Raw genomic sequence first — 26,017 nt, 5'->3', positions numbered from 1 at the left:
AACGGTTCCAAGAGCCGCGAAGCCTGCCAATTGGGGTATGGTGTAATTGGCAACACAGGTGATTCTGGTTCATCCATTCTTGGTTCGAGTCCAGGTACCCCAGCGAATAACCCTCGTATTTTACGAGGGCTTTTTTGTATTTCAAAGATAAAAGATATAGCTTACATTGCTCGTACTTTTCTTGTTTCTTATATTTGTATCGCGTGTGAGGCATTTGTAACGTTTTTTGGCTGATTTTCGTTACATTTGTATCATTGATGAGATGTTTGTAACGTTTTTTGCGGTAAAAACGTTACAAACGCATCATGTGAGCTACAAATATAACGCAAGCTATTGCTTCTGCTCTAATAGACTCAGCGAATCGAGGTGATCTCGCGCATTATGCAGCTCGGAGTTGTCGATTCGCGCAATATACACAAAGCATGACACAATAGTATGTAGTGTGTTTTTTGAAGGGAGCAGGTTCCGTGGGAAGTCGACAAACCTTGCAGCGTTGGATGATTACAGTAGGTGGTGTCGAGCAGGCGCGCGTTGGAGCGGGTCAGTCTGTGGAGATCGGCAGAAAGCCTATACGACCTTTGCGCGAAGACGGTTTTATGCGTGTAGACATTGTAGACAATAAGCGCTCAATGTCTAAAAGGCATGCGCTTCTTATAGTAGACACAAGTGGCGTGGCGACTATTCGAGATTTGCATTCTACAAACGGAACTTATCTTGTAAACGAAAGCGGAGATTTGCTGCGACTAGATCCAGATGTTGATTTTCATATGCCAGATAGCATTGTTCGCATGCAATTTGGAGATGTGCCAATTGACTTTGTGCGTATAGAAGAGCCAGTTCCTTTGGCTGAAAATAGTGCGGAGCCTGTACGCGACTTGTTCTCTTATGCTGCTGACGGTTCCATTAAAGAGCCAGATGCTTCGGATTTGTCGGTCGATGATATTCTTGATATTCGTGCTGGAGAGCCAACAGGCGTTTTCCGTGCACAATCTGTTTCACACCCTAATTTAGTGTGGGATAATCAGTCCAAATTAAATGCTGCCGGTAAAGCTGATGATGTTTATAGTGCAAGCAAGGCTGATATTTCAGTAAATCCTGTAAAACAAAGCGATCCCGTGATTGCTAATCAGGTTGTTCTTCCTGTTGTGCGTGAAGATTTTGAGTCTGCTGCAGAACCTCGTAATCTTTTTGATGATGCAGCACAAGCTAATGCATCACAAGTTAATGCAGCACAAGCTAATGCAGCACAAGCTAGTAGTGACAAAACTAATAGTGATGAAACTGTAAATCCAGATAATATTGTGGATAACAGTGTTGTTGCAAATGATTCTTTTGATTCTCACGATGTTCAAGACGATTCTAAAATTCAGTACTCACAAAATGTAGATGTTGAAAACGAGGATCACACAACGCAAGATCAGAATACTGAACAAGAGGAGATAGCAGAAATTCAAATCAATTATCAAGATGAGAATGAATTACAAGATGGAACAGAAGATGAGTCGCCAGCAACCGACGATTCATTGCAAGATGAACCTCAAATTCAACTAAATCATGAACAATTCATTCGATCCAATTCAGTCAATATTCAAGAAGATTCGCAATACACTCCAGCTTTTGAACCAGGGTCTGTGTTCGAAAAAGTGTCAAATGGAGAATTCAACGCGCATAAAGAAATTGTACAAGCAGGTGGATTCACTTCGGAAGAAGCTCAGAAAACCACTGATTTCTCTAAACAGTTTGAGATAGCAAAATATCAAGAATTACTTCCATTTTTAGCCATGAATACAGGTCTTTATGACGATTTATACGCTTGGCTTTCAGCTCAAGGCAATGCAGACGTAGATGAAGCTTTAGCGCAAAATAGCGGGTATAACGCTTACCGCAACGCAGTAGGTTTATAAACAGGGGAGTTTAGTAGTATGAGCGGCGAACAGAATGATTTTATAAGCCAAGTAAATCAAGCGCATAATGCGAGTGAACAAAATTATCAAGAAGCTTACGAGCAGAATGCGCAAATAAAGCATGAAAGTGCGCAGGCTACAGCTTCGCGAGATGAAAAGTTAAGGCGAATAAACTCTTGGCGCGAACAATACAAGTCACAGCTTGCGCCTTCGCCGCTTGAAGACATAACAAAACTTTCCGCACAATTAGAATTAACGCATGCTCACCCATCTGGGATAGCGCAACTTTTTGCGAGTGGAAAAGTAACTCTTCAGGCGTTATTCCGCGATTCTGGAATGTTGCGCGCGGCAGGGCGCAGACTAGACAGGGTTTTTGAAGATAGAGATAATAAGGCGCACGAAAATGGTGTTTCGGAGCTTTCGCTTGTTGTTGGAGTGGCATCGTGGAGCGGTAATCATGTGCCAGTTTTAACATACCCAGTGCGAGTTATTCGAGACTCTGGCAAGGATGAAACATACGCAACAATCTACTTTTCTGGCAATGTGCGCTTAAACCATGCTCTTGTTCTTAGATTGCAAGAGAGAGGCGTGAATCTTAGTGAAGATGCGCTTTTTGACGGCGCAAACTATGAAAGCGGAACACCAGAAACGTCAGCTGTTTTTGATGCAATTTGTGCATCTGCTCGCAGCGTGTTCCCAGATTTTGATATTGAACGAGATATTGTTCTTGGATGTTTTACTGATTCGGGATCCAGATTTTTGGCTGAAAGCGCTCAGATTTTGCAGGCGCTTAAAGTTGGGAATGTTGGAAACACTATGATTGATGCGGTTGCTGGCGATGAGCGTGCGCTTAAAGAGTTGGCGGCAAATGATAGGCAAGAGTATTCTCCTCTAGATGTAGACCCTCATTGTGAATATGAAGTCGGTGATGTAGATAATGTTGTACGTTATGCATCTGGTTTAGCTGCTAATGGCGTTTCTCTGGCTTTAGACGTGGATGCTGGATCTGATTCTGCTTCTATCGCGGCTGCGATTTCTTCACGCTGTGTTCTTGCTGGAAAGTCCATTTTATATGTTCCAAATGTTATGGAACAACAGCGTCGATTCCGTCATGCTCTTAGTGCGAATGAGATTTCTTCGCTTGCGCTAGACGTTTCGGATTCTCACCTTGCGAAACATGTGGATTCTCAGCTCATAGCTGCAGTTGGGGCGCGTCAAAGCGTTGCTTCTAGCCGTTTTGAGCAGGTTTGTGACGAGTTAGTTGGTGTTAAAACTCGCTTAAATCGTTATTTGGGAGACTTGCACGGAGTAGATGAGCGTTGGGGTGTGTCAGCGTATCAGACAATGCAAAATCTTGCTGCTATTGCAATGTTGCCTACTCATCCTTGTACTCATGTAAGACTAGATGTTGCTGCTGCAAGATCGCTTTCTGGTCATTTAGATGAATGGGCGCAAAAATTACATCAAGCAGATGAGCTTGGAGAATTTACGATAAAGCCTGAAGATACCCCGTGGTTTGGCGCGTCTTTGTTCAATGAGAATGAGGCTGTTGCTGTATATCAGCGCGTTGTAGATGTTCTACTAAAGCTTCTTCCTGCAGCACGCGAACATGTTAAATCAACTGTTCAAAACTGCGGTTTTCCTGTTCCTGCTACCGCACGCGAATGGGGTAGACAGGTTACGGTGTTAAAGAATCTTCGCCGAGTTTTAGATGTTTTCCAAGCAGATATTTTTGAACGTGATCTTAGCGCGATGATTGAAGCAAGTAAGCCTAAAGCTGTTCGCAAGCGTGAAGGTACAGTAATGGGCTTCTGGGAGCGTAGACGTCATATTAAAGAAGCTCGTAGTCTTTTGCGTGTAGGAGCTAAAGTAGATGATCTTCATGAGGCTTTGAAGATTGTTGCTCAGCAAGCTGCTCAGTGGCGTACTTTTGTTCCTCATGGAGGGTGGCCTGTGTTACCGCCTAAGTTAGATGAGATTGTTAGTACTCAGGAGCTTTTGGATCGTAATCTTGTAGCTCTTGATGCTGTTCTTTCCACCACGCGTTTGGGTGCTGATCTTGAAAATGTTGAGTTTACTAAACTTGATGAGCGTTTGCAGGCTTTACATGACGATCGTGCTTCCTTAGATACTTTACCTGGTAGGTGTGTGATTGAGCGCGATTTACGCGGTGTTGGTTTAGAAGACCTTGTTTGCGATTTGCGTAGGCGTAATGTTACTGGTTCTGCGTTAGATGGTGAGCTTCACTTGGCTTGGTGGACTACGGTTTTTGAAGATATCGTTAATTCTTCCGCGATTATTTCTAACCAAGATGGTTCGGCTATGCAAGATGCTTCTGACCGTTTTGTTCAGGTAGATACTGAGCATGTGCGCTCTGTGGGGCCTATGGTTCAACAAGAGACTTTAAAACGTTTGTGTGAACTTCTTTTCTCTAGGTCTCAGGAAGCTAATCAGCTTCACACAACTCTGGCAAGTAATAGTTCTGGCGTGACTTTTACCAAATTGATGAATTCTCATGCAGATCTTCTTCTTGCTGCTAAGCCAATTATGGTTGCTATGCCTTCTACTTTGACTATGATGACTGAATTTAAGCCGATTGTAGACATTGTGATCCTTGATTCTGTTGAGCATTTGAGCAATATTGAGCTTCTTAGCATTCTCGCTCGTGCTCGCCAAGTTGTGGTCATTGCTCATAAGAATACGGTAAGTTCGCAGAGTGTTAACGATTTGATTAGTGTTTTGCCTTCTGTACATGTTAAATCTCGTGCTACTAGGCGTTCTCTTCGTCTTGCCAATTTCCTTGAAAATCATGGGTATGGTTCGCTTCGTCACGATGTTCCTGTAGATAAAATGCAAGGTAAAGTTAAGCTTCACCAAGTTGAGGCTTCTGGTGTTCCTGTTATGTCTACTGGTTTGATTGAGAGTAGTCAGAGGGAAATTGACGAAGTTGTTTCCTTGATAAAACAGCGTGCTACGACTTTCACGGTAGTTCCTTCCAGCTATGTTCTTGCAGTTGTAACTCTTACGAGTGTGTTTAGGAATCGTTTAGGAGCGGAGCTTAAGGCTCTTGCTATTAAAGATGAAAATATGAATAGATTCCTTCGCCATGTTCGTCTTGTAGATGCTAGTGAGTCTGTTGGTGCTGCCGCTACGGATGTTATTCTTTCCTTATGCTATGCAAAAACTTCTCACGGTAGGCTTTTGCAACAATTTGGTGTTTTGGAAGAAGAAGGCGGTAAGGGCATACTTCTTGATTCGTTAGCATTAGCTCGTAGAAATTTAGATATTGTTTGCGCGTTTAAATCTAGTGATATGGAAGATGAACGTTTGCATCAGGATGGTCCTAAGCTGCTTAAAGAATTGCTTATTTGGGCTGAGCAGTTGGATGATAGTCCAGTAAATCCAACTGATTTTGATGAAGCAAAACCTGAATATGATCAAGATAAGGCAGAAAATAAGGCAGAAGCTGCAGATGCGCGTGCGGAGGCTTTTGATTCTTCAGTAGACAGTTTTAATAATGTTTTGTTTACTGATTTGGCGGATCGTATTCGCGCTCGCGGATTGTGCGTAGCGGTGAATTACGGATTTGATAAGGAACACAGTATTCCTCTTGTTGTTGGTTTGCCAGATAAGCCTTTTGCTCTTGCTGTTTTAACGGATGATATGAGATTCATGAATATAGAATCAACGCGTGAACGTCATCGCATGTTTGCGCAAGATTTGGAGTATCTTGGCTGGTCTGTTATGAATGTTTGGAGCGTTGGAGCATTCGTAAATCCTGAAAAAGAGGTTGAGCGGGTTGTTTCTAGAATAGGCGAGCTTTATGGTGAAGATCAGTGAGCCGTGATAGGTGAGTGACTATAGGTGAGTGACTATAATCCCAATCGCAGATGTTCTAGAACGCATAATCGAGTAGTTCGTAAAGGCTCTGAGCTTTTTGATGCTGATGGCGTTAAGCTGGAGCCTTCGGATTTTCAGACTTTAGACCAGCGCTCTAAAGATGACGATAATCGTATTCTTGGAGAGCTTCCGCCTCATTGGGCAGTTTTTAGTGAACGTGGTAGGTAAAACTGTTTTATCCTCGTATTGCAATAACCGCAAGGTTTGGAATAATAGATTGTGTATTTATTATCTGTAACGCAGACTCTGCAGGCATGGCTAGTAACGCGTTTTGAGATGAATTGCCTGTTTTGACTACTATTACATCGTGGATAAAAGAAATGTTTTTATTTTCTTGAACAATGTCATTCTCGTTGTGATCTCCTCTTGAAACTTTGCTAAATGCTATCGAAATATTTTCTCCAATGTTTAAATCTTGGTTGTTGCTTGCCAGTTTTATTGAAATCGTTGTGAATCCTGGTGGAATTTTTGCTTGTTGCGTAATCTGACTAGTAAAGATAGGCATACCATATTTGATATTGCAGGTTGCGATAATAGCATTTTTGATCAAATCTTTGTTAATAACATGATTAAAAACACTGTTTTTGGGCACGTTAACATAAGACAAATCATCTTGTTTAATAAGAGTGCCTTTAGATATATCTCTAATTGCTACAGGTATGATTTGCGTTTCTTGACAGCTCGTAATCATATTTATTGCAATAAGTGTTGCAACGCTAATAAAAAATATGGTAAGTGCATTTAACAAAAGTGCTTTCTGCCTGCGTTTTAAAAGCATGGCTGGCACTTGATTCTCGTGCGTATCATGCGTGCTAGATGTGTTTTTTAATATTGATATCATGCTCATAGAAGCATCATCTAATAAAAGGTGATGCTTCTACAAGATATTTTTGTCAATGTGGTTAAAGGTTATTTTCTATTGTAAATCAGACGATTTTTATGCACTTTTCCACAAATTTGCTAATAAGCGAAATTGTTTATGCACATTTCCACAAATTGTTTGTACCTGCTTGAAAAATTATTTATCAGTGCGATAAAATCCGCTACCTTTAAAATTGATTGGTGGCGCAGAAAACACCTTACGAAGTTCTGGTTTTCCGCATTTTGGACACACTGTAATTGGGTCATCTTCAAACGATTGATATTCCGAAAAATCATATCCACATTGCTTGCAACGGTAATGATAAGTAGGCAACGGTTCCTCCGATCTTTATTTCCATCACATATCCTAGCTCATTCCCGCACCGCATGAAAGATGACTTAAAATATATGCAAAAAGATGCAGTAATTTGTAAAAATTTAATGTAATAATTCCTATAATTGCGACACGCCGAATTGATTTTGGCTCTTCACATCCGTAACGCACTTTATATTTATACGTATGGGTTATGAATCGGTGAGTGCGTTAATTGTATTAATTATCATCATAGCCTTAATGTTTGGTTGGTTGCCTAAGCGCACTGTTAACAGCATGAAGTCAATGTTGGAGCACAGCGAAGATAGGTATTCACCTTCGCTGCATATTGTGGATGAGCGTAGTGCCTCGCTGTTCCATGAGTGTAGTGGTGCGATGGCGAAAGGGGTTGGAATGCAACCGTCAGAGAAGCGATCGAATAAAAATAAGAACACTAAAAATAAGAGCAATAAGTCAAAGGTGTTAAGAGATAATTTTACTCCGCAACATGTGGCTCGTATTCGTGCTCTTCGTCGCGCTGCGGTTCGTCGTCGCCGTATTTTGGTTTTTTCGCTTGTTTTCTTGACACTTGTGGTTCTTGTAGCTGGTTTGTCTGGATTATATTCTGCTTGGTTCGCTCTTATACCATTCGCTATGGTGTCAACAGTTCTTTACTTTGGCTATATTGCGGCAAAGCATGCGCGAGATTGGGAAGCGCGCGTTGCTGCTTATAACAAATCTGCTGGAGTGCCGCAAAACTATGGTAAAAAAGGTTATGGCGAATCTAGTGAATCTATTGTGGAACCAGTTTTTGACGCAATTGTCAATTCTGTTGTAGCTCATGAAGAAGAGTATCAAAATTATTCATCAGGTTCTGTTACACAATATTCGTCGAATACTCAAGACAATACAGAAACTTCTGTTATGCAGCAGCGTGAAATTAGTATGGCTTTAGAACGCGTCAATTCGCAGAATGCTAATGGTTATGTATCTGCTGGTAATCAGTCATCGTCTTTGCCTGATGTATCTGATTCTTCTGGCGCGTCTGATTCGTCTGAATCTCATCAAGATTTAATATCTTTCTCGTTTGGGTCTGATTCTACAGAATCTTCTTCAAATGACAAGAATAATGGTCCGTTAAGCTTGGAAATAAAGTCCACTAAGCAGGTTGCTAAGGCAATTTCAGCTAAAAAACCGCTTTCTACTAAAGAAGCTTCCGATAATAATGTGGAACCACCAGTTATTACTGAAGATTCATTAGGAAAAGCTGATTTGCGAGATGTTTTAGCTCGTCGCACTGCATGAAAATAAGTTTAAAAGTAGATTAAAATACACATATTTTTAAAAAATTTTCCAAAATTTTAGCACTCTAGTTGGTAGAGTGCTAAAAACGCGCTATTATAAATCACAGTGCGCGATAGTTTTGACGTGATCGTCAGCCTCGTCAATATTATTTGTGCGAATAGTTACATTTCTCTTAAGAAAGAGGTGGCGACAGTGTCGATTAAGCTCACACCGTTGGAAGATAAGATTATTGTTAAGCAAGCTCAGGCAGAAACTCAAACTGCTTCTGGCTTGTATATTCCAGATAACGCTAAGGAAAAGCCACAACAGGGCGAAGTATTGGCTGTTGGACCAGGTCGTCGCGACGACAAGGGTGAGCGCATTCCTATGGACGTTAAAGTTGGAGACAAGGTTCTTTACTCCAAGTATGGCGGCACAGAAGTTCATTACGAAGGCGAAGATTATTTAATTGTTTCGTCTCGTGACGTTCTTGCAATCCTTGGCTGATTTTTGATTAATTGTTTGGTTGATTGCTTTGCTAATCGCTTGTAATTAATCAAATAATATTTGAATCTATTTAACGCTGAAAATAACGGTTCGCCGCTGTTTTCAGCGTTTTTGCTTAATTTGTTTAAGACGCGACTATTATAAAATCATGGATTACAAACACCGCAGTATTCTAGATAGTTTGCCAAATTACAAGCAAGGCAAACCAGCGCCCGCATTAGACGGCATTCGCGCATATAAGATTTCGAGCAACGAAAACCCATTTGAGCCGTTAGAAAGCGTAAAAGACGCTATTTCTAACCGCGCGCTTGGTGTTATTAATCGTTACCCAAATATGCGTGGAACAGAAGTTGTAGAAGAGTTAGCTAAAAAGTTTAGCGTTACTCCCAATGAAGTTGTGCTTGGCTGCGGCTCCACAGAGGTTATTACGCAGCTCGTAGACTTAGTCGCTGGTCCTGGAGACGAAGTTATATACCCTTGGAGAAGCTTTGAGGCATATCCAATTATTGTTACGGGTGCTGGTGCTACAAGCGTTAAAATTCCTAATCGCGCAGATGGGTCGCACGATGTGGACGCAATGATTGATGCAATTAATGAGCGCACGCGTCTTGTTATTTTGAACAATCCAAACAATCCTACATCCGCGCAACTTTCTGATGAGGATGCTAGAAAGGTTTTGGATGCTGTACCAAGCGACGTTTTGGTGCTTATTGACGAAGCGTATGTGCAATTTAACAACGCAAAAGGCACGGCAGATGGCATGCAACTTTACCGCGAATATCCAAACGTTGTTGTTGCTCAAACATTCTCTAAGGCATACGGTTTAGCTGGCTTACGCATTGGATACGCTATTGGCGCTGCAGATGTTGTAGACGGCATGAGAAAAGTGGCTGTTCCGTTTGGAGTAAGCCAAATTGCGCAAGTGGCTGCCATTGCCTCTTTGGAACCTCAAGCGCTTGTAGAGATGCGCAATCGCGTAGATGCGCTTGTTAAGGAGCGTAATCGCGTTGTAAGCGGTTTGCGTGAACAAGGGTGGAATATTGCCGAGCCGTATGCAAACTTCTTCTGGATGCCGTTTGGTGAAGACACAGAGCGAGCTAATCAGCGTTTTGTCGATGCAGGTCTTTCTGTGCGAGCTTTTGCTGGAGAAGGTATTCGCATAACAATTGCGGAAACCGAAGCAAATGACCGTGTTCTTAAAATATGCGAGTCTTTAAAGAAAGATGGTTTTTCGCTTAAATAATCATATTTTTGACTGCATTTAGATGCGGTTTTTGCCTTTCGGCGTGTCTTAATCTTGCATTAGTCTCGCGTTCGTGGCAAAATAACAAAGTTGCCGTTTGGAGATATTCTTCTCCGTTCGGAAACATTGGCGGGTTACCAGAGCGGCCAAATGGGACTGACTGTAAATCAGTTGCTTCGTGCTTCAGTGGTTCAAATCCACTACCCGCCACGCCTCGATAGCTCAGTGGTAGAGCACTTCCTTGGTAAGGAAGAGGTCGTGAGTCCGATTCTCACTCGAGGCTCTCTGGCGGGGTAGCTCAGCTGGCTAGAGCGTACGACTCATAATCGTAAGGTCAAGAGTTCGAGTCTCTTCCTCGCTACAATGGCCAGCAGGAGTTGGTCAACACACAACATTCTAGAGGTGAACGAAATGGCAAGTAAGAGCGCAGACATCCGTCCAGGCATTACGCTTGCATGCACGGAGTGCAAGGAGCGTAATTACATCACGACGAAGAATCGTCGTAATACGCCTGATCGTCTCGAGTTGAGCAAGTTCTGCCCACGTTGCGGCAAGCATACTCTCCATCGCGAGACTCGCTAAGCGAGTGAGCTTCGGCGAAGTTTTGTAGCTTTATTTACCCCGCGTTTTGCGGGGTTTTTTGTTATTTAGTGCTGTTAGGATTAGGCATATGAGTATGCAATCATCCTTATCGAAATCTGATAATCCAACTTTCGCAGACCTTACAACAATTGGGGTTGGGGGTAGTATTGCTCGTTTTGTAGAGCCTAATAGCAGGGTGGCTGTTATTGAAGCTGTAGAAGATGCCGATTGTGCGGGATTGCCATTGTGTGTTATTGGTGGTGGATCTAACATGCTCGTTAGCGACAAGTTGTTTAACGGAGTTGTTGTGCGCGATGCTCGGCGTGAAATTTGTGTTTTAGATGAGGCGGCTCCTAGCGAAGATGGCGTTGATAAGTATAGTGGAGATTGTTTAGTTCACGTTAGTGCAGAAGCAGGATGCAATTGGGATGATTTTGTATCGCATACGATTCAGCTTGGCTTAGAAGGCGTAGAAGCGCTATCTGGTATTCCTGGAACTGTTGGGGCATCTGTTGTGCAAAACATTGGCGCATATGGTGCGGAAGTGGCGCAAAGCGTTGAATGTGTAGAAGTTTGGGATCGTAAAGATAAAACAACTTTTTATATGAATCTTGCGGATCTTAAGTTTGGATACCGCACGTCTGTTCTTAAAAAAAGCATGTATAAGACGCCTGGTGTTGCTGCCGATTGCTTCTTCCCAACGCCTAGATACGTTGTTTTATCTGTTACTTTTTGCTTAAAGCATTCAAAAACGGGTATTGTGGCTCATTCTCAGCTTGCTCACGCGCTTGGCGTGCAAGTTGGCGATAGGATGGAAACATCTAAGATTCGTCGCGAAGTTTTGCGCGTTAGAGCGTCTAAGGGCATGCTTGAAGATGCTATGCGTTACGCAAATAAGTGGATGTGCTACGCAAAAAGCGAGAGCGGTGTTGAGTCTGCGATTAGTCTTCAAAATGAAGACTATGTTTGTGGAGATTTGTTAGACGGCGATTCTAAGTATGCCGATCGTCATAGTTGTGGAAGTTTCTTTATGAATCCGATTTTGACAGAATCTCAGGCAGATTTGCTTCCAGAAGATGCTCCGCGATTTGACGCCACTTTGCCAGATGGATCTAAGGGTGTCAAGACCTCTGCAGCATGGCTGATAGATCATGCAGGATTCCATAAAGGATTTAGGCTTACGCAAAACAATGGTATAAAAAGTGAGGCTGGGTTGTCTTCTTTGCATACTTTGGCATTGACCAATCGCAATAACGCAAAATGCAAAGATATTGTTGATTTAGCGCGCAAAATCATAGATGGTGTTTATGATTCTTTTGGCGTAAAACTTGTTCCAGAGCCTGTTCTAATCGGCATTAACTTAGATTGTTAATGTAAGTTGTTAACACAAATTTAGCATAATTTAACATAATAAATCGCGATTTATGTTGTGATTTTCCGCTGAACACAGTACTATGCTCTTTTAATATCGTAAAAATTATTGTTTGATGGCACTTAATGTGTGTTGAACTGTATTTTTTGCGATTAATAACATATATACCCTTATATGGAATGTTTTAGACGTAGTTTTAGAGAAGGTTGGATTATGCAAATATGGAGAAAAAAGTCTGTTGAACAGACTATTGCAGAAACAATGGATGGTGATCGCCATCTTAAGCGTACGTTAAATGCATGGGATCTTGCCGTTATGGGAGTAGCTGTGGCTGTTGGTGCTGGCATCTTCTCCGTTGGTGCTCAGGCTGCAGCGTTCCACGCAGGTCCTGCAGTTATTATTAGCTTTATCATCGCTGGTATTGTTTGCGGAACGGCTGCAATGTGCTACGCGGAGTTTGCTTCGATGATTCCTGTTGCTGGTTCTGCATACACCTTTACGTATACTACAGTAGGCGAGCTTATTGCTTGGATTATTGGTTGGGATATGATTCTGGAAATGCTTATGGCAGGATCCGTTATAGCCAAATATTGGGGCGTTTATCTTAACGATTTAATGCACTTGTTTGGTCTTAATGTATCTACTTCTGTAAAGCTGGGTAATTTTACTTTCGATCTTGCTCCAGTAGTTATCGTTGCATTCTTTACGATTATGCTTGTTGTTGGAACAAAGCTTTCTGCTCGTTTTGATGGCGCTTTAACAATCTTGAAGATTGGTATTGTTCTGTTCGTTGTTGTTGTTGGATTCTTCTACATTAAGGCTTCTAACTTCACTCCATTCGTTCCACCTGCAACAGATGTTGCTAGCGTTAAGGGAATCCACGTTTCTGGCACAATGAGCCAGCCGCTTTGGCAATGGCTTACTGGCATGCAGCCAGCTGTTTACGGTGTTACTGGTATTCTTTCTGGCGCAGCACTTGTGTTCTTTGCATTTATTGGATTCGACGTTGTTGCAACTACGGCAGAAGAAACTAAGGACCCACACAAGAACATTCCTAAGGGCATTGGTCTTGGTCTTTTGATTGTGACTGTTCTTTACATTCTTGTTGCTGTTGTTACAACTGGCATGGTTTCGTACAAGGATTTGGCTAAGCAAGAGGCTCCTTCTCTTTCTACAAGCTTTGAGCTTGTAGGCGCAACTTGGGCAGCAAAGATTATTTCTCTTGGCATTGTAATCGGCTTAACAACTGTTGTTATGGTTCTTCTTCTTGGTCTTACGCGTATCGTGTTTGCTGTGAGCCGCGATGGTCTTCTTCCTCGTAGCTTCTCTAAGGTTAGCAAACGCGGCATTCCTGCACGTATTCAGATTGTTTCTGGCATTGTAGTTGCTATAATCGCTTCTACATTAGATATTGGAATTCTTTCTGATATGGTGAATATCGGTACGCTTTCTGCATTCTTGCTCGTTTCTGCTGGTGTTCCGATTATGCGTATGCGTAGACCAGATTTGCACCGATCCTTTATGGTTCCATGGAATCCAGTTTTGCCTATTTTTGCTGCGCTTTCTACGTTCTGGCTTATGCTAAACCTTTCCGTGCTTACATGGATTCGTTTTGCGATTTGGCTTGCGATTGGCTTTGCAGTATACTTCGGCTATTCCTACCGCAATTCTTTGCTTGGAAGGCAGTTACGCAAGGCTAAGAAGCTTGGTGTTCCTGTAGAGTCATTGTTTGCTCAAGATGCTGTTGCAGCTGAAAAGATGGCTCAGGGAGAATCTGAAGACCAGGCTCGTGCAGAAGCTGCTCAAGAGACAGGTAATAATTGATTATAAAATCTTGAATTAAGATATTATCTTATTTTTAGATTTATTGATTCTAATCACGTTGAGTCGGCATGCGGTTTTACGCGTGTCGACTCAATTAGTTTTGCGCGCCGTGTTTGCACTATAATAGAAAAGTTAAATTGTTTCATTAGAGCAAAAGAATGCAGAAGGGGGGCGTTTGTTATGCCTTATGTTATTGCAGAACCTTGTGTTGACGTTAAGGATAAAGCTTGTGTTGACGAGTGCCCTGTTGATTGCATTTATGAAGGCGATCGTACGCTTTATATAAACCCTAATGAATGTGTTGATTGTGGTGCTTGTGAACCAGCTTGTCCTGTAGAAGCCATTTTCTACGAGGACGATGTTCCAGAAGAGTGGGAATGGTATAAAGACGCTGCAATAGAGTACTTTAACAAACTTGGTGATTTAGGTGGAGCGCAAGAAGCTGGTCCATCTGGCTGGGATGAAGATCGTGTAGCTGCTCTTCCTAAAAGAGATGCTTAAATACCTAGTTGCGCCGCATTGTTTCCATATTTTTCTCTTACAGCATCTAAAACATGTTCTGCGTGACTTATTCGTGCATAAGTATTTTTTACTGCGTTTTCTCTAATTGATGTTGAATTTTTGTATGTATCGTTGTTTATTACGGTTTCTCTTTTGCTTTCTTCAAGAATGTCATTAATAGTTGGCTGAATGAAAGTTTTGCTGCATTTCACAAGATTACTAGCGCTTACTCCTGCCAGCCTAACTGGGCTTAATAAGCAAATATTATTTCCGCCTAATTTATGATTGTGTACTATAGGGTCTGCATCCATTAACAATGAGTCAACGTGCTTATATAATTCATGGGAAGAATCCGTTGCGTTTCTTAACGTTTTAGATCTAGTAACATAGTGCAAATCGCTGAATCGTAGCTTTAACGTGACAGTTTTGGTTGCCATATTGCGTTTGCGTAGTTCTTGCGCCACGTCATTGCAGCAGTGCCTGATCAGGTTTTTCACTGCTGCAATATCTGTGGTGTCAGAATTGAGAGTTTGTTCTGTACCAATGGATTTTTCTGGAACATGGGTCATGACCTGCCGATTATCGATTCCGCGCGAAGTGTTATAAAGCATTTGTGCAACAATCTTAGAGCCAGCAATTCGTTCCAGAGTCTTTTCATCTATATTTCTTAGTGTTTCTATACTATTTATTCCCCATGCTGCTAGCTTTTTTGCCAGAGCTGGTCCAATTCCTGGTATTGCTCGTAATGGCATTATTGACACAAAGTCAGCGTTGCGGTTCTGGGGGACAACCAGCATTCCATTTGGCTTTGCATTTGTTGATGCCATTTTTGCTATTAATTTATTGGATGCTATTCCCACTGAGCAGGTGATATGAAACTTACGCGCGACTTCGCTTCGTATCCATTCGCCTATAACAATAGGCGAATGCCAGCGTAAAAGTGCGGAGTTAACATCCATATAACATTCGTCTACAGAGACTCGTTCAACCCTATCTGTGATTTTTGAAAAAACCTCCTTAAAAATCCTAGATGAAATGGAAACGTAGTATGGCATATCTACCGGCAAGAAAATGCCATTAGGGCACAAGCTTCGTGCTCGCGCTGTAGGCATAGCTGAATTCACGCCATACTTACGTGCCTCGTAGCTGGCTGCCGAAACTACGGAGCGCGAGCCTGTACCAATAATCACAGGTTTACCAAGTAACCTAGGATTACGCGCCACCTCGAGTGATGCGTAAAACGCATCCATATCGATATGAAGTATTGTGCAACCAGACGTGTCATGCCCCCAGTCGCGTTTAGCTGCTGTAACTCGAGGTGCTGTGCTCATGGATTTATGGTAGAACAAACGTTCGATTTTATCTATAGTGTGTCGCAATAAATTTTACGAAAAATATAGTCAAAATATGCAAATATAACTACTGCCGTGTAGGGTATGCTGTATGAAACAAATCATAGTGAACGCGCTAAATCGCATGCCTGTTTTGCTGATTGTTGTTGTAGAAGCGGCGATGGTTTATTTAGCAACATCAATAGCGAAAGTCGCGTTTAGTCAGCTCGATCCGTTGTATTCTGTGTGGTATCGCGTTGGATTTATGACTTTGTTTTTACTTGCTTGGAGAAGACCTTTTTCGCACAAAAAACGCGCGCACAATTCTTTGCCTAAAACGTTAAAAGAATGGTTAATTGTTGTTGCAGTAGGAATTTCCGTTGTTCTTATGAACACCATGTTCTATTTAGCTATTAGCTGTATGGCTGTGGGGGTCGCAGTTACTATCGAGTTTGTAGGACCGCTTATGGTTGCTGTTATAACAGGTAAAACGTGGCGTGAGCGCATTGGTATAGTTATTGCCGCGTGTGGAATCGTGCTTCTTGCAAGCGCTTCTATGGGTTCTAATGAAAGTCCGCATTTTCTTGTTGGATTAGTTGCAATTCTTATTGGCGGATCCATGTGGGGAATGTATATTGTCTCTGGGCGAATGTTGGCTAGAGGTTCTAATGCTATAGACAGAGTTAGTGTAGCTATTTTAATTGGATGGTTGTTGCAGTCTAGCGTACTTGCAGTTCCTGCGATTTCTCATGTTATATACCCTAAGCCAGGAGCTACTTGGGCTGCACAGTCTGGCGGTTCTATAAAGCTTTTAGCTTTGATGGTTGTTATTGCGATATGCGCATCTTTTATTCCTACGCTGTTGGATCAAGTTCTTTTAAAGCGCGTGTCTTCGGCAAGATATTCTGTTATGCAGGCTTTATATCCTGCTATTGCTGCAGTTGTTGGAATGGGATTTGGAGAAGTGCCAACTTGGATTGATGTTTGTGGAATGGCTCTAGTTATGTTGGCTGTTGCGATTACATTTTCGGGAGACCATAATCCTGCATAAATTTTGCTGTTTGGCTATTCAATCCACTTTTGTGTGTTTGGTGTGTCGCTGAAGCATTGTGCACGTCCTCAAGAGGTGATATAGTCTGAATCTGTTGCTATCTTGAATAGCTACAAAGTGGAGTCATGCCTGAGTGGCCGATAGGGGCACCCTGCTAAGGTGTTAGTCGTGTAAGCGGCTCGAGAGTTCGAATCTCTCTGACTCCGCGGTTTTAGCTCTAAATCGTTGATTTTTCAGTGATTTAGAGCTTTTTGCGTTTTGGGTAGATTCCCGTAATTACAATTTTTTTCCTTGGGATATTTTGGGCTATAACCCCTGTTCCTCATTGGATAGTCGCCAGCAACCGCAAGAATTGTGGATAACTCTGTGGATAAGTCGCCTTTAAAATAGGCTTTAACCACATTGATAAATTTTTATTTACATAATTAAATCCCTAAATCATAGTTAGAGCATGAGCGATTTTTCGTTCATCGTGGCTAGCAAAACGTTTGTCACGTAAGAGAAAACAACGTTTAAGGAGTTGATATGGGAAAACATGTATGTAAAAAGATTCCAATCTTTTTACGCAATAAGCGCACGCGAATGTTCTCTTTACTGACAGCGTTGCTGGCGACTATTGCAATTGTTGTTGGAAATGGTGTAATTAGCGGAGCATATGCGTTTGACGATATTCCTACGTATATAAGCAATTACTATGGTTGCGGAGCTGAAGGTGACCATAGATTGTATTCAGTTAATGACGACATTACATATTGCGTTGATCTTTATGAGTCTGGAAACGCGTTTGCAGATACTTCTTGGGGTCCTGTAGTAAATAATCGTGATGTTGCGATTGCTGCAATGATGATAAAACTGAGCGCTAATGGAAAGTATTGGCGCGGTGACTATAGAGACAGAGTCGCAATTGCTTATGCTATTCATGAACATTTTGAAGATAAAGACAAATGGAATAATGCGAAACAGCATTCGTTCACCAGTACTAAAGATTTTAGTGAAATAGCTGCTAAAGCTGATGAACTTTGGAATGAAGCTGCTAGCAAAATTCCTACAAAAGTTTCATTTGAAAATTTGTATGGGACTTCAGGCAATTCTGGTGAAATAAAAGTAAAAGCAGAAGGAGTTCTAAGAACAGCATATAACGGTGATGACGGTGTTGATTTTAAAATAACTGCATCGAATAGAAATATTATGTTCAAAGATAACTATTATTACAACAATAATGAATTAAAAGCAGAACGCAAAGGTTTTATACGTACAGACAAAGATTATTCAGATGAATTTGTTTGGGTTGCGTCTGGAGAAGGCAAAGTTGATATTAATGGCGAATATTATCTTCCAAACTTGGAGAGAAGAGATACAAAAAGCGGTTGCTACTTGCTTAGGTTGTCGCAATCTCCTGTGAAATATAATATTGATAGTTCAATTTCTATTGATGCGCATAGAGATTTTTACCCAGCTGTTACATCAAAATCTGAAGTTAAAAAGTTAAAACTAGGCGATTCTGTAGAAGGTAATGTAAAAAGTAGCGTTAATAACGAAGAGAATAAGCCTTGGATTGAAAATAAGAAGATTCGTGCGCGCGGATACTACTTTGTAGGATCGTATGAAAATATTCTAAAAGAACGTGCAGTGGGTAGTAGCGTAGATGACTACATAAAAGAGTTGCGCGCTGATTCTAGCATTAGACAAGTAGGTGCAAGTGACGTTTACTTTACTAAATCAGGTGAAGAAGCTAAAACAGTTGTTCATGTAACAAATGGAGATATGAAACCAGAAAATCTTGAAAAAGCAACAGAATATAAAGTTGGTGAACAAGATGCTGGACTATTTGGTACATGGGTTTGGACTATTGCTAAAAATGAGCAAGATAATGACGTTAAAGATTTTGTTTCTAGTGATTTTATTGAAGGTTTTGGTAAAGCACAATCTACTTTAACTCATATGACAAAAGTAAACATAAAACATGTTAAAAATGCTAAAAATAAAGATTCAAATGAAGTATCAGATACGATTGTTGTTAGTGGCGCGCCAAAAGATTACGGAATGTTTAAAGGCAATAAAGAGTATGGATTTGATGGCGATGAAAATATGAAAGTTCGCTTGTGGTGGATTGGGTATGAAAATGGCACTGTTGATAAAGAGTCTATGAGTAAGTTAAATCCAAAATCAGATAAAGAGCCTGAGGAAGACGATAATCACAAGAAAATTGGCGAATGGTCAGTTCCGCTTAGAAATGGCGTTTATACGATTGCTAACGGAAAAGTGATGCTAAAGGAAGATTCTGCGGATGGCGCTGGTAATAGTGGTGCTGTTGGCAATAGTGAAAAGGGTAATGAAAAAGAAGAGTCAGAGCTTGGAAAGAAAGTTGCCGATATTGTTAATTTGAAGTCTGGCAATTCGGGCGAAAGTGGAATGTATGTGTTTGTATATGATTTCCCTGGTTCTTCTAGAGCAGAAGCGTTTAAAACAGCGTTTAACGATGAAGACAGTAGAAGCATATTTACTCAAGAAAAAGAAGAGCATAAAACAGTAAATAATAATTCTGCAGGTAATGCTGGTGATGTAAAGCCGAGTGGTGGCGCAAAGCCGAATAGTGATAAGCCGAATGGTGGGTCTAAGCCGAGTGTCGGAGATGTAAAACCAAATGATGACGTGAAACCAAATGGTAATAAGCCAAATGGTGATGAGAAGCCGAACGGTGACGTTAAGCCGAATGGTGGTGATAAGCCGAGTGGTGATGTAAAGCCAAGTGGTGATGCGAAGCCGAATGGTGGTAATAAAAGTGATAACGTATCTACGAATAACAATGATAATAAAGTAAACAACAATGATAATAAAGTAGAAGAATCTGGTGAAGTCACTAAGAATGAGATAGATCCAAAAACGTCTGCTGGAGGCGCTGTTGTAGACAATATCGTCAACAAGCAAAACTCTCATGATCAAGGTGCGCAACAAAATAATAAACAAGATACTCAGTCAAATACGCAGCCAAATACTAATCAAAATACACAAAGTCAAGGCAATAGTACCCAAACTGCGCAGAATCAAGGTGGTCAAAATGCTGGTTCGCAAAAACAACATAAGCAAACTGGTGATGTTGAAGGTAAACAAAATAGCAATATTAATGCAGATAGTTCTCAGAGTGGTTCTGATTCTCATTCTGCTGTTAATAGTGATAATACAAATGTAAACGGTTCTTCGCAAAAGAATAATGAAAGTAACAAAGTCGATAAAAGTGATAAAGAAAATAATGCTGGCGTAGTAGATAAAACAAACGCAGGTAAATCAGGTAAATCAGATAATGCTGGGAATGCTGGTAACACAGATAATGCTGGTAAATCAGATAATGCAAGAAACGCTGGTAGTGCTGGTAAATCAGATAAATCTGTGAATGCAGAGAATACGGAAAATGCCGATAATGAGAATTTGAGTAGCAAAAATGTTCACAGTGATAAAGCAGATAAGTCATCTAAGAAAGATTCTGGTAGTAGCGTAACTGTGCATAAAGGCAATACGAATAGTGATAAAAAAGATGGTCGCACAACAAAGAGAACAGCTTCTGCAGCGGTTTCCAGCCTAAATACTGATGAACAGAATGATAATAAATCTAAAAAAGAAGCATCTGATTTAGGATCTGAGTCTCTTGCAGAAAGCCAATCAGAATATACAAATACAAAAAGGAATAAGCGCAGGCATGCTCGTGCAGGTGTTGTAAGTGCCACATCTTTATTTAATGCTGGTATAAAAATTGAGAGTGTCTTGATGCTTTCTATGGCAGTATTACTTATTGCTGGTGCTATAGTTTTGGGAAAAAATATATATCGCGTTGTATATTAACAAAATATTAAATACAAATAAAATTGTTGCGTTGTATAATATGCATAATTTATTCTATAGATATCGTTTTCTATAGATATAGTTTATTGATGTGGCGTAGTTTATGCATGCATACTATACAACGCACAATTTTGATATAGACAATATGTAAGAAGTACTGTTTATACTACGAGGTTTTATATGAGCGACTACAACATAGATAAAGAAAAAATGTTGGTTCGTCTACATAGGGTATGTGGACAGGTTCATGCTGTTGAGAATATGATCGAAAAGGGAGAAGATTATACAAATATTCTTATGCAGCTTTCTGCTTCTACTGCAGCTCTTAGAGCTGTTGCTCTTATAGTTGCTCATCAGGAAATCTCAAAAGCTTTAGAGGCGGCGCAAAATGCTTCAGATCAAAAAGTTACCGACAAGAAAGTTGCTGAACTTGTTGATGTTGTAGATCATTTAATGAGATACGATAAATCGTGATTTGTGATTCTAACGGTTTCGTATGATTTATCGATAGCGTTTAAACTGTTTGAATTGAAAACGATTTGAATATTAAGTATGAATAATATGCGAACCGTAACTGATTTATGCGAAAATCCTGCGCACTTTGCCTTCGTGGAAAAGAAGTCTGAATTTATTTCAGATGCTTGCCATATAACAACTCTTGAAGAAGCAATAGATTTTGTAGAGTCTATTAGGCTAAAACATCCTAAGGCGCGGCACGTGGCTTATGCTGCTGTGTGCGGAGACAATAATGGCAGACTGTGTGAGCGCATGAGTGACGACGGAGAGCCTTCAGGTACTGCTGGGAAACCTATTCTAGATGTTGTAAGGGCTTCTAATCTTACAGATACAGTTGTAACAGTTACGCGTTATTTTGGTGGGATTTTGCTTGGCTCTGGTGGATTGATGCGCGCTTATTCACATGCAGCAGCTGGCGCTATACAGTCGAGCAAAATGGCAGATATCATAGAATGTAATTGTTTTTCTTGCAAAGTCGAATATACTCAGCTAAGAATGTTTAAACGCTTATTGCTAAAACATAACGCAGAAATTATGGATGAAGAATACGGAATTTCTGTAGATTTAAAGGTTTGTGTTCCTTTTGAAGAATCAGATAGATTTTTAGAATCAGTGAAAAATACATTTTCAGCTATAATAATTCCTAAATCATGTGGTGTTTACAGTAGGATTTCCTGATAAAGTTTTCTCACCTGGTCTGTTTTAGAATTTGTGGCGTAAAACTGATACATTATATTGGATATTGGTAGCTAAAAGGTTGGTGAGTAGATTATGAGTGATATGCAAGATCAAAATAATCTTGAACACAATGATGATTCGCGTAGTAATTCTCATGACGATTCTCATGAAATTTATGAGCCTTTGACATCTATTTATGAGCGTTTACGCCACTCCAGTAATTCTAAAGAGCTTCACGAATTTGCTGTAAAAGAACTCCCAGATAGAGCAGATCAAGCAGAATTTTCTAGGGCTACGGCATTACTAGAAGCTGTAGCAGGCAACATAAATACTCCAGAAGAAGATCGTATTCATCTAGCAACAGTGATGCCATTCCCTAATATTTTGGTTAAACTTTCACAGGATAAATCTGATAACGTTCGTTTAGCTGTTGCTAAAAATCGTAATGCTAAAAATTGGCTAGTAGGAAGACTTACTAAAGATTCTTGCGGAGAAGTTAGAGATGCTGCATTGTGCAATCCGCAGACATCATGGAAAATGCGTCTCGAGGGTGCTCAAACCGAAGGCGTTGGGGCACAAACATTAGATTACTTAGCCTCACTTGGTGTAGGTGAAGAAAGTAAGGATTCGCCAGTACTTTCCGCAATGGTAAGAAGAGCAGTGGCGCTTAATCCTGGTGTGTCGCAGTCAACATTGATAGCTTTGTCAAAAGACAAAGACCCAGATGTTTCCTCTGCCGCATTAGAAGTTTTAAATAAATAAAGTTTTAAATAAATAAAAAAATTTAGATAAGTCTTGAGTGTAAAATTAAATTAAACAATAATTGCATACGTTTGCATAAAAAACTCACATATATACTACGATGGAAACTATGAACAATAAAAATGAAGAAAGTACTCAGCAGACAAGCCCATTAAGGCGTTTGGCTGAGTTAATGGGAGTACGCTCCAAATTCGTTGGATCGGATGGAATAGAACATCAGATTGCTGATAACGTGCTTGTAAAAGTATTGCGCTCTCTGTGCGTAGATGCAAGTACTGATAAAGCGATTGAAGAATCAATGCAGAAGATTCTTTTGGAACGTCATACACGTTTAGTTGCTCCAACGGTGTTGCATACAGTTGGTAAAGAAGACACTGTTATAATCAACACAGGTATTTTGGAGTATCCTACAGCAACTTTGATATTGGAAGATGGAGAACAGTACCAAGGTGACTTGCAGATTTCTCCATGTAAAGATGATGTTGCGTTCCCTGTTAATGGCACTTTTGTGGCAAGCTCTTTGTTGACAATTCCAGCAGACGTGCCTATGGGGTATCACACTCTACGAATAAGCGTTGCGGATCGAGTAGAAGAGGCGTCACTTATTAGTGCTCCAGAAAGCATTGATACTCTAGAAAAGCTTGAAAAAGATGGAAAGCAGATTTGGGGATGGATGGCTCAGCTTTATTCCATTCGTTCTTCTAAGTCTTGGGGTGTTGGCGATTACGCAGATTTAGCTGATCTTCTTGTGCAATCAAAGAAAAAAACAGGTGCAGATTTTGTGCTTGTAAACCCATTGCATGCAGGTGAACCAGTTGCACCATTAACGCCGTCTCCTTATTTGCCAGTCGCAAGAGGAATGGTTAATGTAACCTATATTCGCCCAGAAATAATTCCAGAATATGATTCGCTTAATGATAAGGATCGTAAGACTGTTGACGATCTTCATAACGAAGTAGAGCCTCTTAATAATGATGCTCAAATTGTTGATCGAGACTCCATGTGGCGAGTAAAAATGCATGCTTTGTGGATTATTTTTAAGTCTGGGCTTTCTGCTGAACGCTCCGAAGAATTTGAAGCATTTAAGCAGGACATGGGTGAGCGTCTTGAATCTTATGCAACTTGGTGCCTTTGCTACGATAAGTGGGGTGCTCCTAAGGGAGAAGACTGCTGGGAGAAGCATCTTACTAAAGATTCCGATGAGATTAGTGCTTTATGTAAACAATTCCCAGATACTCTAGAGTTTTATCGTTGGCTTGAGTGGATTGCGTTTACGCAATTGCATGATGCTCAAGTTGCAGCTAAAAATGCGGGTATGCGCATTGGCATTATGTCGGATATGGCTGTTGGCGTGCATCCTGCAGGCTCCGAGGTTTGGTGGAATCCAGAGCGATTTGCCAATGGTGCTTGCGTAGGTGCGCCTCCTGATTACTTCAATCAGCAGGGTCAAAACTGGTCTCAGCCTCCGCTTAATCCATTCGAGCTTGAACGCACTGGATTTAAAGTGTACAAAGATATGGTTCACGGAATGTTTGCGTCTGCTGGCGCTGTGCGAATTGACCATATTCTTGGGCTTTTCCGCTTATGGTGGATTCCAGAAGGATCTACTCCAGGTGACGGAGCTTACGTTTACTATGATGCAGACGTTATGCTTGGCATTCTTGCGATTGAAGCTACGCGCGCAAATGGTGTTGTAGTTGGAGAAGACCTTGGTGTTGTGCCAGCTGAAACTTTGGAAGTTTTGGCTAAGAATAAGGTTCTTGGATGCACGGTTGAGTGGTTTGAACAGAGGGATGGTGCATTCCGCGAGCCTAAGAAGTGGCGCGAAATGACGCTTGCTTCTGTAAATACTCACGATTTGCCACCGGCTGCAGGCTACTTAAACTACGAGCACGTTAATATTCGCGAGCGTTTGAATCTTCTTTCGGGATCCGTAGAAGAATTCCGCGCTGGTGCTGTTAAAGAGCATAATGCGATGCTGAAAATGCTTGTTTCTGGAGGTTTCTTAGACAAGAAGGCTCTAGAAAATGAATCTGAGCATGAGCAAGAGATTGTAGAAGCATTATATCGAGCACTTAAAGCTGCTCCTTCCAAGCTGCTTGCTGCATCCATTGTTGATGCAACGGGCGAGCATCGTGCTCAGAATCAGCCTGGTACCAATGATGAATATCCAAATTGGCGTATTCCTTTGGCTGATGCTAATTGTAATCCTGTTCTTTTAGACAACTTATTTGACTTGCCTAGAGTTAAGTCTTTAGCGCAAATCATGAATAAGTAGTTCTAGATGCGTGATTAATTGCGGGCTGTAGCGTTTGTTGATATTCGCGAGCGTTGCAGTCCGCATTGTATGTAAAATAGAAACTTGCAAATAGTCGTCATATGGCGATATACTTGCAGATTGTTGTGTTTCCCTAAGGGGTCCTTCAAAGCGCTTTTCCCACTCGCCATCGAGGACTTTCAGGGAGCCCACGGATTATGAGCAGCATATCTCCTATAAACCAAGAAGATATAAAGCTCGAAACACAATAGAGAAAAGGTACGATTGTGAAGACTTTCACACCGAAACCAGCAGATTTAACTCATGACTGGTATATTATCGACGCCACTGATGTGGTGCTTGGTCGTTTGGCTTCCCAGGTAGCCATTTTGCTGCGTGGTAAGAATAAGCCAACATTTGCTCCTCATGCTGATTCTGGCAATCACGTCATTATCATTAATGCAGATAAGATTGCTTTAACTGGCAATAAGTTGAGCAAGGAATTGTATTCTCACTCTGGTCGTCCAGGTGGACTTCGTCGCGATAGCTATGCTGAGCTTTTGGAGAAGAATCCAAAGCGCATCATCGTTTCCGCTGTGAGGGGAATGCTTCCAAAGAATCGTCTTGCTAAGGTTCAGCTTGATCGCCTTCGTGTGTTCACTGGTGCTGAGCATCCTCATATTTCGCAAAAACCACAGGTCTTCGAGATCTCTCAGGTCTCTCAGCAGGCTAAGTGAATCGTAAGGAGAATATGATTATGGTAGATAACAACAACTCCGCGGTTCTTGAGAATGAAGAAGAACTGACTAGCTATACAACTGAGACAAACGCTGGCGCAGGCACTGGTACTTCTGCCGTTGCTCCAGGCTATGGCACTGGTCGTCGTAAGGAAGCCGTTGCTCGCGTTCGTTTGATTCCAGGCACTGGCAAGTGGACTATTAATGGTCGCGCTCTTGAGGAATACTTCCCATCTCGCTTATTGCAGCGTGAAGTTAATTCCCCATTTGTGCTTTTGAAGCTTGAAGGTAAGTTCGACGTTGTCGTGCTTGTAGACGGTGGCGGCACCACTGGTCAGGCAGGTGCAATCCGTTTGGGTGTTGCTCGTGCTTTGAATGCTATTGACCGTGATGCAAACCGTGCTTCCTTGAAGAAGGCTGGCTTCTTGACTCGCGACGCTCGCGTTGTGGAGCGCAAGAAGGCTGGTTTGCACAAGGCACGTCGTGCACCTCAGTTCTCAAAGCGTTAAGCTGCGAAGAATTTATATTTTCAATGGCTTCTGGCTTTTGCTGGAAGC

At 41.3% G+C, this 26,017-nt stretch carries 21 protein-coding genes and 5 tRNA genes; 23 read left to right on the top strand and 3 right to left on the bottom strand.

What is annotated here, in order from left to right:
* Window positions 1-31 precede the first annotated feature (31 nt).
* The 4 genes from GAVG_RS05635 (at window position 32) to GAVG_RS05620 (ending at window position 5,972) form a co-directional block, all read left to right on the top strand.
* Window positions 32-103, top strand: a tRNA-Gln gene (locus GAVG_RS05635).
* Window positions 104-467: 364 nt separating this feature from the next.
* A complete protein-coding gene (locus tag GAVG_RS05630) occupies window positions 468-1,904 on the top strand; it encodes an FHA domain-containing protein (RefSeq protein WP_009994635.1) in 1,437 nt (478 codons plus the stop codon).
* Between the two features lie 18 nt (window positions 1,905-1,922).
* Window positions 1,923-5,744, top strand: a complete 3,822-nt coding sequence (locus tag GAVG_RS05625; protein WP_009994633.1) for a hypothetical protein — start codon at window positions 1,923-1,925, stop codon at window positions 5,742-5,744.
* A 24-nt stretch (window positions 5,745-5,768) separates the two neighbouring features.
* On the top strand, window positions 5,769-5,972 hold the full coding sequence (locus GAVG_RS05620) for a hypothetical protein (protein ID WP_004114310.1): 204 nt from the start codon (window positions 5,769-5,771) through the stop codon (window positions 5,970-5,972).
* A gap of 7 nt (window positions 5,973-5,979) precedes the next feature.
* Here the strand turns inward: GAVG_RS05620 and GAVG_RS05615 are convergent, their stop codons facing one another.
* The gene (locus GAVG_RS05615) at window positions 5,980-6,651 is read right to left on the bottom strand and encodes a CpaB family protein (protein ID WP_009994632.1); all 672 of its coding nucleotides are present in this window, start codon (window positions 6,649-6,651) and stop codon (window positions 5,980-5,982) included.
* A 171-nt stretch (window positions 6,652-6,822) separates the two neighbouring features.
* Window positions 6,823-6,999: an FmdB family zinc ribbon protein gene (locus GAVG_RS07120; protein WP_004114314.1), complete on the bottom strand. Its 177-nt coding sequence runs from the start codon at window positions 6,997-6,999 to the stop codon at window positions 6,823-6,825.
* A 240-nt stretch (window positions 7,000-7,239) separates the two neighbouring features.
* On the opposite strand from GAVG_RS07120, the gene GAVG_RS05610 reads away from it, so the two are divergent.
* The 10 genes from GAVG_RS05610 to fdxA all read left to right on the top strand — a co-directional run bounded on the left by GAVG_RS05610 (window position 7,240) and on the right by fdxA (window position 14,291).
* Window positions 7,240-8,283, top strand: a complete 1,044-nt coding sequence (locus GAVG_RS05610; protein WP_029600596.1) for a hypothetical protein — start codon at window positions 7,240-7,242, stop codon at window positions 8,281-8,283.
* Between the two features lie 192 nt (window positions 8,284-8,475).
* Window positions 8,476-8,769, top strand: a complete 294-nt coding sequence (gene groES, locus GAVG_RS05605) for a co-chaperone GroES (protein WP_004114319.1) — start codon at window positions 8,476-8,478, stop codon at window positions 8,767-8,769.
* Window positions 8,770-8,917: 148 nt separating this feature from the next.
* Window positions 8,918-10,012, top strand: coding sequence for a histidinol-phosphate transaminase (gene hisC, locus GAVG_RS05600; protein WP_004138644.1), 1,095 nt, complete (start codon window positions 8,918-8,920; stop codon window positions 10,010-10,012).
* Between the two features lie 128 nt (window positions 10,013-10,140).
* A tRNA-Tyr gene (locus GAVG_RS05595) sits at window positions 10,141-10,222 on the top strand.
* A 1-nt stretch (window position 10,223) separates the two neighbouring features.
* A tRNA-Thr gene (locus tag GAVG_RS05590) sits at window positions 10,224-10,295 on the top strand.
* A gap of 4 nt (window positions 10,296-10,299) precedes the next feature.
* Window positions 10,300-10,373, top strand: a tRNA-Met gene (locus tag GAVG_RS05585).
* A 50-nt stretch (window positions 10,374-10,423) separates the two neighbouring features.
* Window positions 10,424-10,594: a 50S ribosomal protein L33 gene (rpmG, locus tag GAVG_RS05580; RefSeq protein WP_004114322.1), complete on the top strand. Its 171-nt coding sequence runs from the start codon at window positions 10,424-10,426 to the stop codon at window positions 10,592-10,594.
* A gap of 88 nt (window positions 10,595-10,682) precedes the next feature.
* The gene (locus GAVG_RS05575) at window positions 10,683-11,966 is read left to right on the top strand and encodes an FAD-binding protein (RefSeq protein ID WP_013399764.1); all 1,284 of its coding nucleotides are present in this window, start codon (window positions 10,683-10,685) and stop codon (window positions 11,964-11,966) included.
* A 213-nt stretch (window positions 11,967-12,179) separates the two neighbouring features.
* Window positions 12,180-13,790 carry an APC family permease gene (locus GAVG_RS05570; RefSeq protein WP_004116076.1) on the top strand — a complete coding sequence of 537 codons (1,611 nt, stop codon included), beginning with the start codon at window positions 12,180-12,182 and terminating at the stop codon, window positions 13,788-13,790.
* 180 nt (window positions 13,791-13,970) lie between these two features.
* Window positions 13,971-14,291: a ferredoxin gene (gene fdxA, locus GAVG_RS05565; protein ID WP_009993619.1), complete on the top strand. Its 321-nt coding sequence runs from the start codon at window positions 13,971-13,973 to the stop codon at window positions 14,289-14,291.
* Here fdxA and dinB read toward each other — a convergent pair.
* Window positions 14,288-15,622 (bottom strand): DNA polymerase IV, encoded by a 1,335-nt coding sequence (gene dinB / locus GAVG_RS05560; protein WP_009993618.1) that lies wholly within the window; start codon window positions 15,620-15,622, stop codon window positions 14,288-14,290. The two genes, fdxA and dinB, sit on opposite strands and share 4 nt — an antisense overlap.
* 112 nt (window positions 15,623-15,734) lie before the next feature.
* Here dinB and GAVG_RS05555 point away from each other — a divergent pair, with 112 nt between their 5' ends.
* The 9 genes from GAVG_RS05555 to rpsI all read left to right on the top strand — a co-directional run bounded on the left by GAVG_RS05555 (window position 15,735) and on the right by rpsI (window position 25,969).
* Window positions 15,735-16,673: an EamA family transporter gene (locus GAVG_RS05555; RefSeq protein WP_004114330.1), complete on the top strand. Its 939-nt coding sequence runs from the start codon at window positions 15,735-15,737 to the stop codon at window positions 16,671-16,673.
* Between the two features lie 119 nt (window positions 16,674-16,792).
* Window positions 16,793-16,879, top strand: a tRNA-Ser gene (locus tag GAVG_RS05550).
* A 319-nt stretch (window positions 16,880-17,198) separates the two neighbouring features.
* Entirely contained in the window at window positions 17,199-20,510 is a 3,312-nt protein-coding gene (locus tag GAVG_RS05545; RefSeq protein ID WP_013399762.1) for a hypothetical protein, read from the top strand.
* A 180-nt stretch (window positions 20,511-20,690) separates the two neighbouring features.
* On the top strand, window positions 20,691-20,984 hold the full coding sequence (locus GAVG_RS05540; RefSeq protein ID WP_004114342.1) for a metal-sensitive transcriptional regulator: 294 nt from the start codon (window positions 20,691-20,693) through the stop codon (window positions 20,982-20,984).
* 78 nt (window positions 20,985-21,062) lie between these two features.
* Entirely contained in the window at window positions 21,063-21,704 is a 642-nt protein-coding gene (locus tag GAVG_RS05535) for an IMPACT family protein (RefSeq protein ID WP_004114344.1), read from the top strand.
* A gap of 93 nt (window positions 21,705-21,797) precedes the next feature.
* Complete coding sequence (locus GAVG_RS05530; protein ID WP_004116059.1) at window positions 21,798-22,466, top strand: AbrB family transcriptional regulator; 669 nt, start codon at window positions 21,798-21,800, stop codon at window positions 22,464-22,466.
* Between the two features lie 109 nt (window positions 22,467-22,575).
* A complete protein-coding gene (gene malQ, locus GAVG_RS05525) occupies window positions 22,576-24,744 on the top strand; it encodes a 4-alpha-glucanotransferase (protein ID WP_004116056.1) in 2,169 nt (722 codons plus the stop codon).
* A 266-nt stretch (window positions 24,745-25,010) separates the two neighbouring features.
* Window positions 25,011-25,460, top strand: coding sequence for a 50S ribosomal protein L13 (rplM, locus tag GAVG_RS05520; protein WP_004114349.1), 450 nt, complete (start codon window positions 25,011-25,013; stop codon window positions 25,458-25,460).
* 20 nt (window positions 25,461-25,480) lie between these two features.
* Complete coding sequence (rpsI, locus tag GAVG_RS05515; protein ID WP_004114350.1) at window positions 25,481-25,969, top strand: 30S ribosomal protein S9; 489 nt, start codon at window positions 25,481-25,483, stop codon at window positions 25,967-25,969.
* Window positions 25,970-26,017 lie beyond the last annotated feature (48 nt).

It is taken from the genome of Gardnerella vaginalis ATCC 14018 = JCM 11026, from assembly GCF_001042655.1.
Classification (GTDB): Bacteria; Actinomycetota; Actinomycetes; order Actinomycetales; family Bifidobacteriaceae; genus Bifidobacterium; species Bifidobacterium vaginale.
This window is presented reverse-complemented; position numbering and strand designations above follow the sequence as displayed.

Bases quoted from the DNA above. Each gene is read 5' to 3' on its own strand.
- fdxA (WP_009993619.1), top strand. From the start codon at position 13,971: ATGCCTTATGTTATTGCAGAACCTTGTGTTGACGTTAAGGATAAAGCT.
- GAVG_RS05540 (WP_004114342.1), top strand. From the start codon at position 20,691: ATGAGCGACTACAACATAGATAAAGAAAAAATGTTGGTTCGTCTACAT.
- GAVG_RS05615 (WP_009994632.1), bottom strand. From the start codon at position 6,651: ATGAGCATGATATCAATATTAAAAAACACATCTAGCACGCATGATACG.
- hisC (WP_004138644.1), top strand. From the start codon at position 8,918: ATGGATTACAAACACCGCAGTATTCTAGATAGTTTGCCAAATTACAAG.
- GAVG_RS05575 (WP_013399764.1), top strand. From the start codon at position 10,683: ATGAGTATGCAATCATCCTTATCGAAATCTGATAATCCAACTTTCGCA.
- GAVG_RS05625 (WP_009994633.1), top strand. From the start codon at position 1,923: ATGAGCGGCGAACAGAATGATTTTATAAGCCAAGTAAATCAAGCGCAT.
- malQ (WP_004116056.1), top strand. From the start codon at position 22,576: ATGAACAATAAAAATGAAGAAAGTACTCAGCAGACAAGCCCATTAAGG.
- dinB (WP_009993618.1), bottom strand. From the start codon at position 15,622: ATGAGCACAGCACCTCGAGTTACAGCAGCTAAACGCGACTGGGGGCAT.
- GAVG_RS05535 (WP_004114344.1), top strand. From the start codon at position 21,063: ATGAATAATATGCGAACCGTAACTGATTTATGCGAAAATCCTGCGCAC.
- rpsI (WP_004114350.1), top strand. From the start codon at position 25,481: ATGGTAGATAACAACAACTCCGCGGTTCTTGAGAATGAAGAAGAACTG.
- rpmG (WP_004114322.1), top strand. From the start codon at position 10,424: ATGGCAAGTAAGAGCGCAGACATCCGTCCAGGCATTACGCTTGCATGC.
- GAVG_RS05570 (WP_004116076.1), top strand. From the start codon at position 12,180: ATGCAAATATGGAGAAAAAAGTCTGTTGAACAGACTATTGCAGAAACA.
- GAVG_RS05610 (WP_029600596.1), top strand. From the start codon at position 7,240: ATGTTTGGTTGGTTGCCTAAGCGCACTGTTAACAGCATGAAGTCAATG.
- GAVG_RS05545 (WP_013399762.1), top strand. From the start codon at position 17,199: ATGGGAAAACATGTATGTAAAAAGATTCCAATCTTTTTACGCAATAAG.
- GAVG_RS05530 (WP_004116059.1), top strand. From the start codon at position 21,798: ATGAGTGATATGCAAGATCAAAATAATCTTGAACACAATGATGATTCG.
- GAVG_RS05555 (WP_004114330.1), top strand. From the start codon at position 15,735: ATGAAACAAATCATAGTGAACGCGCTAAATCGCATGCCTGTTTTGCTG.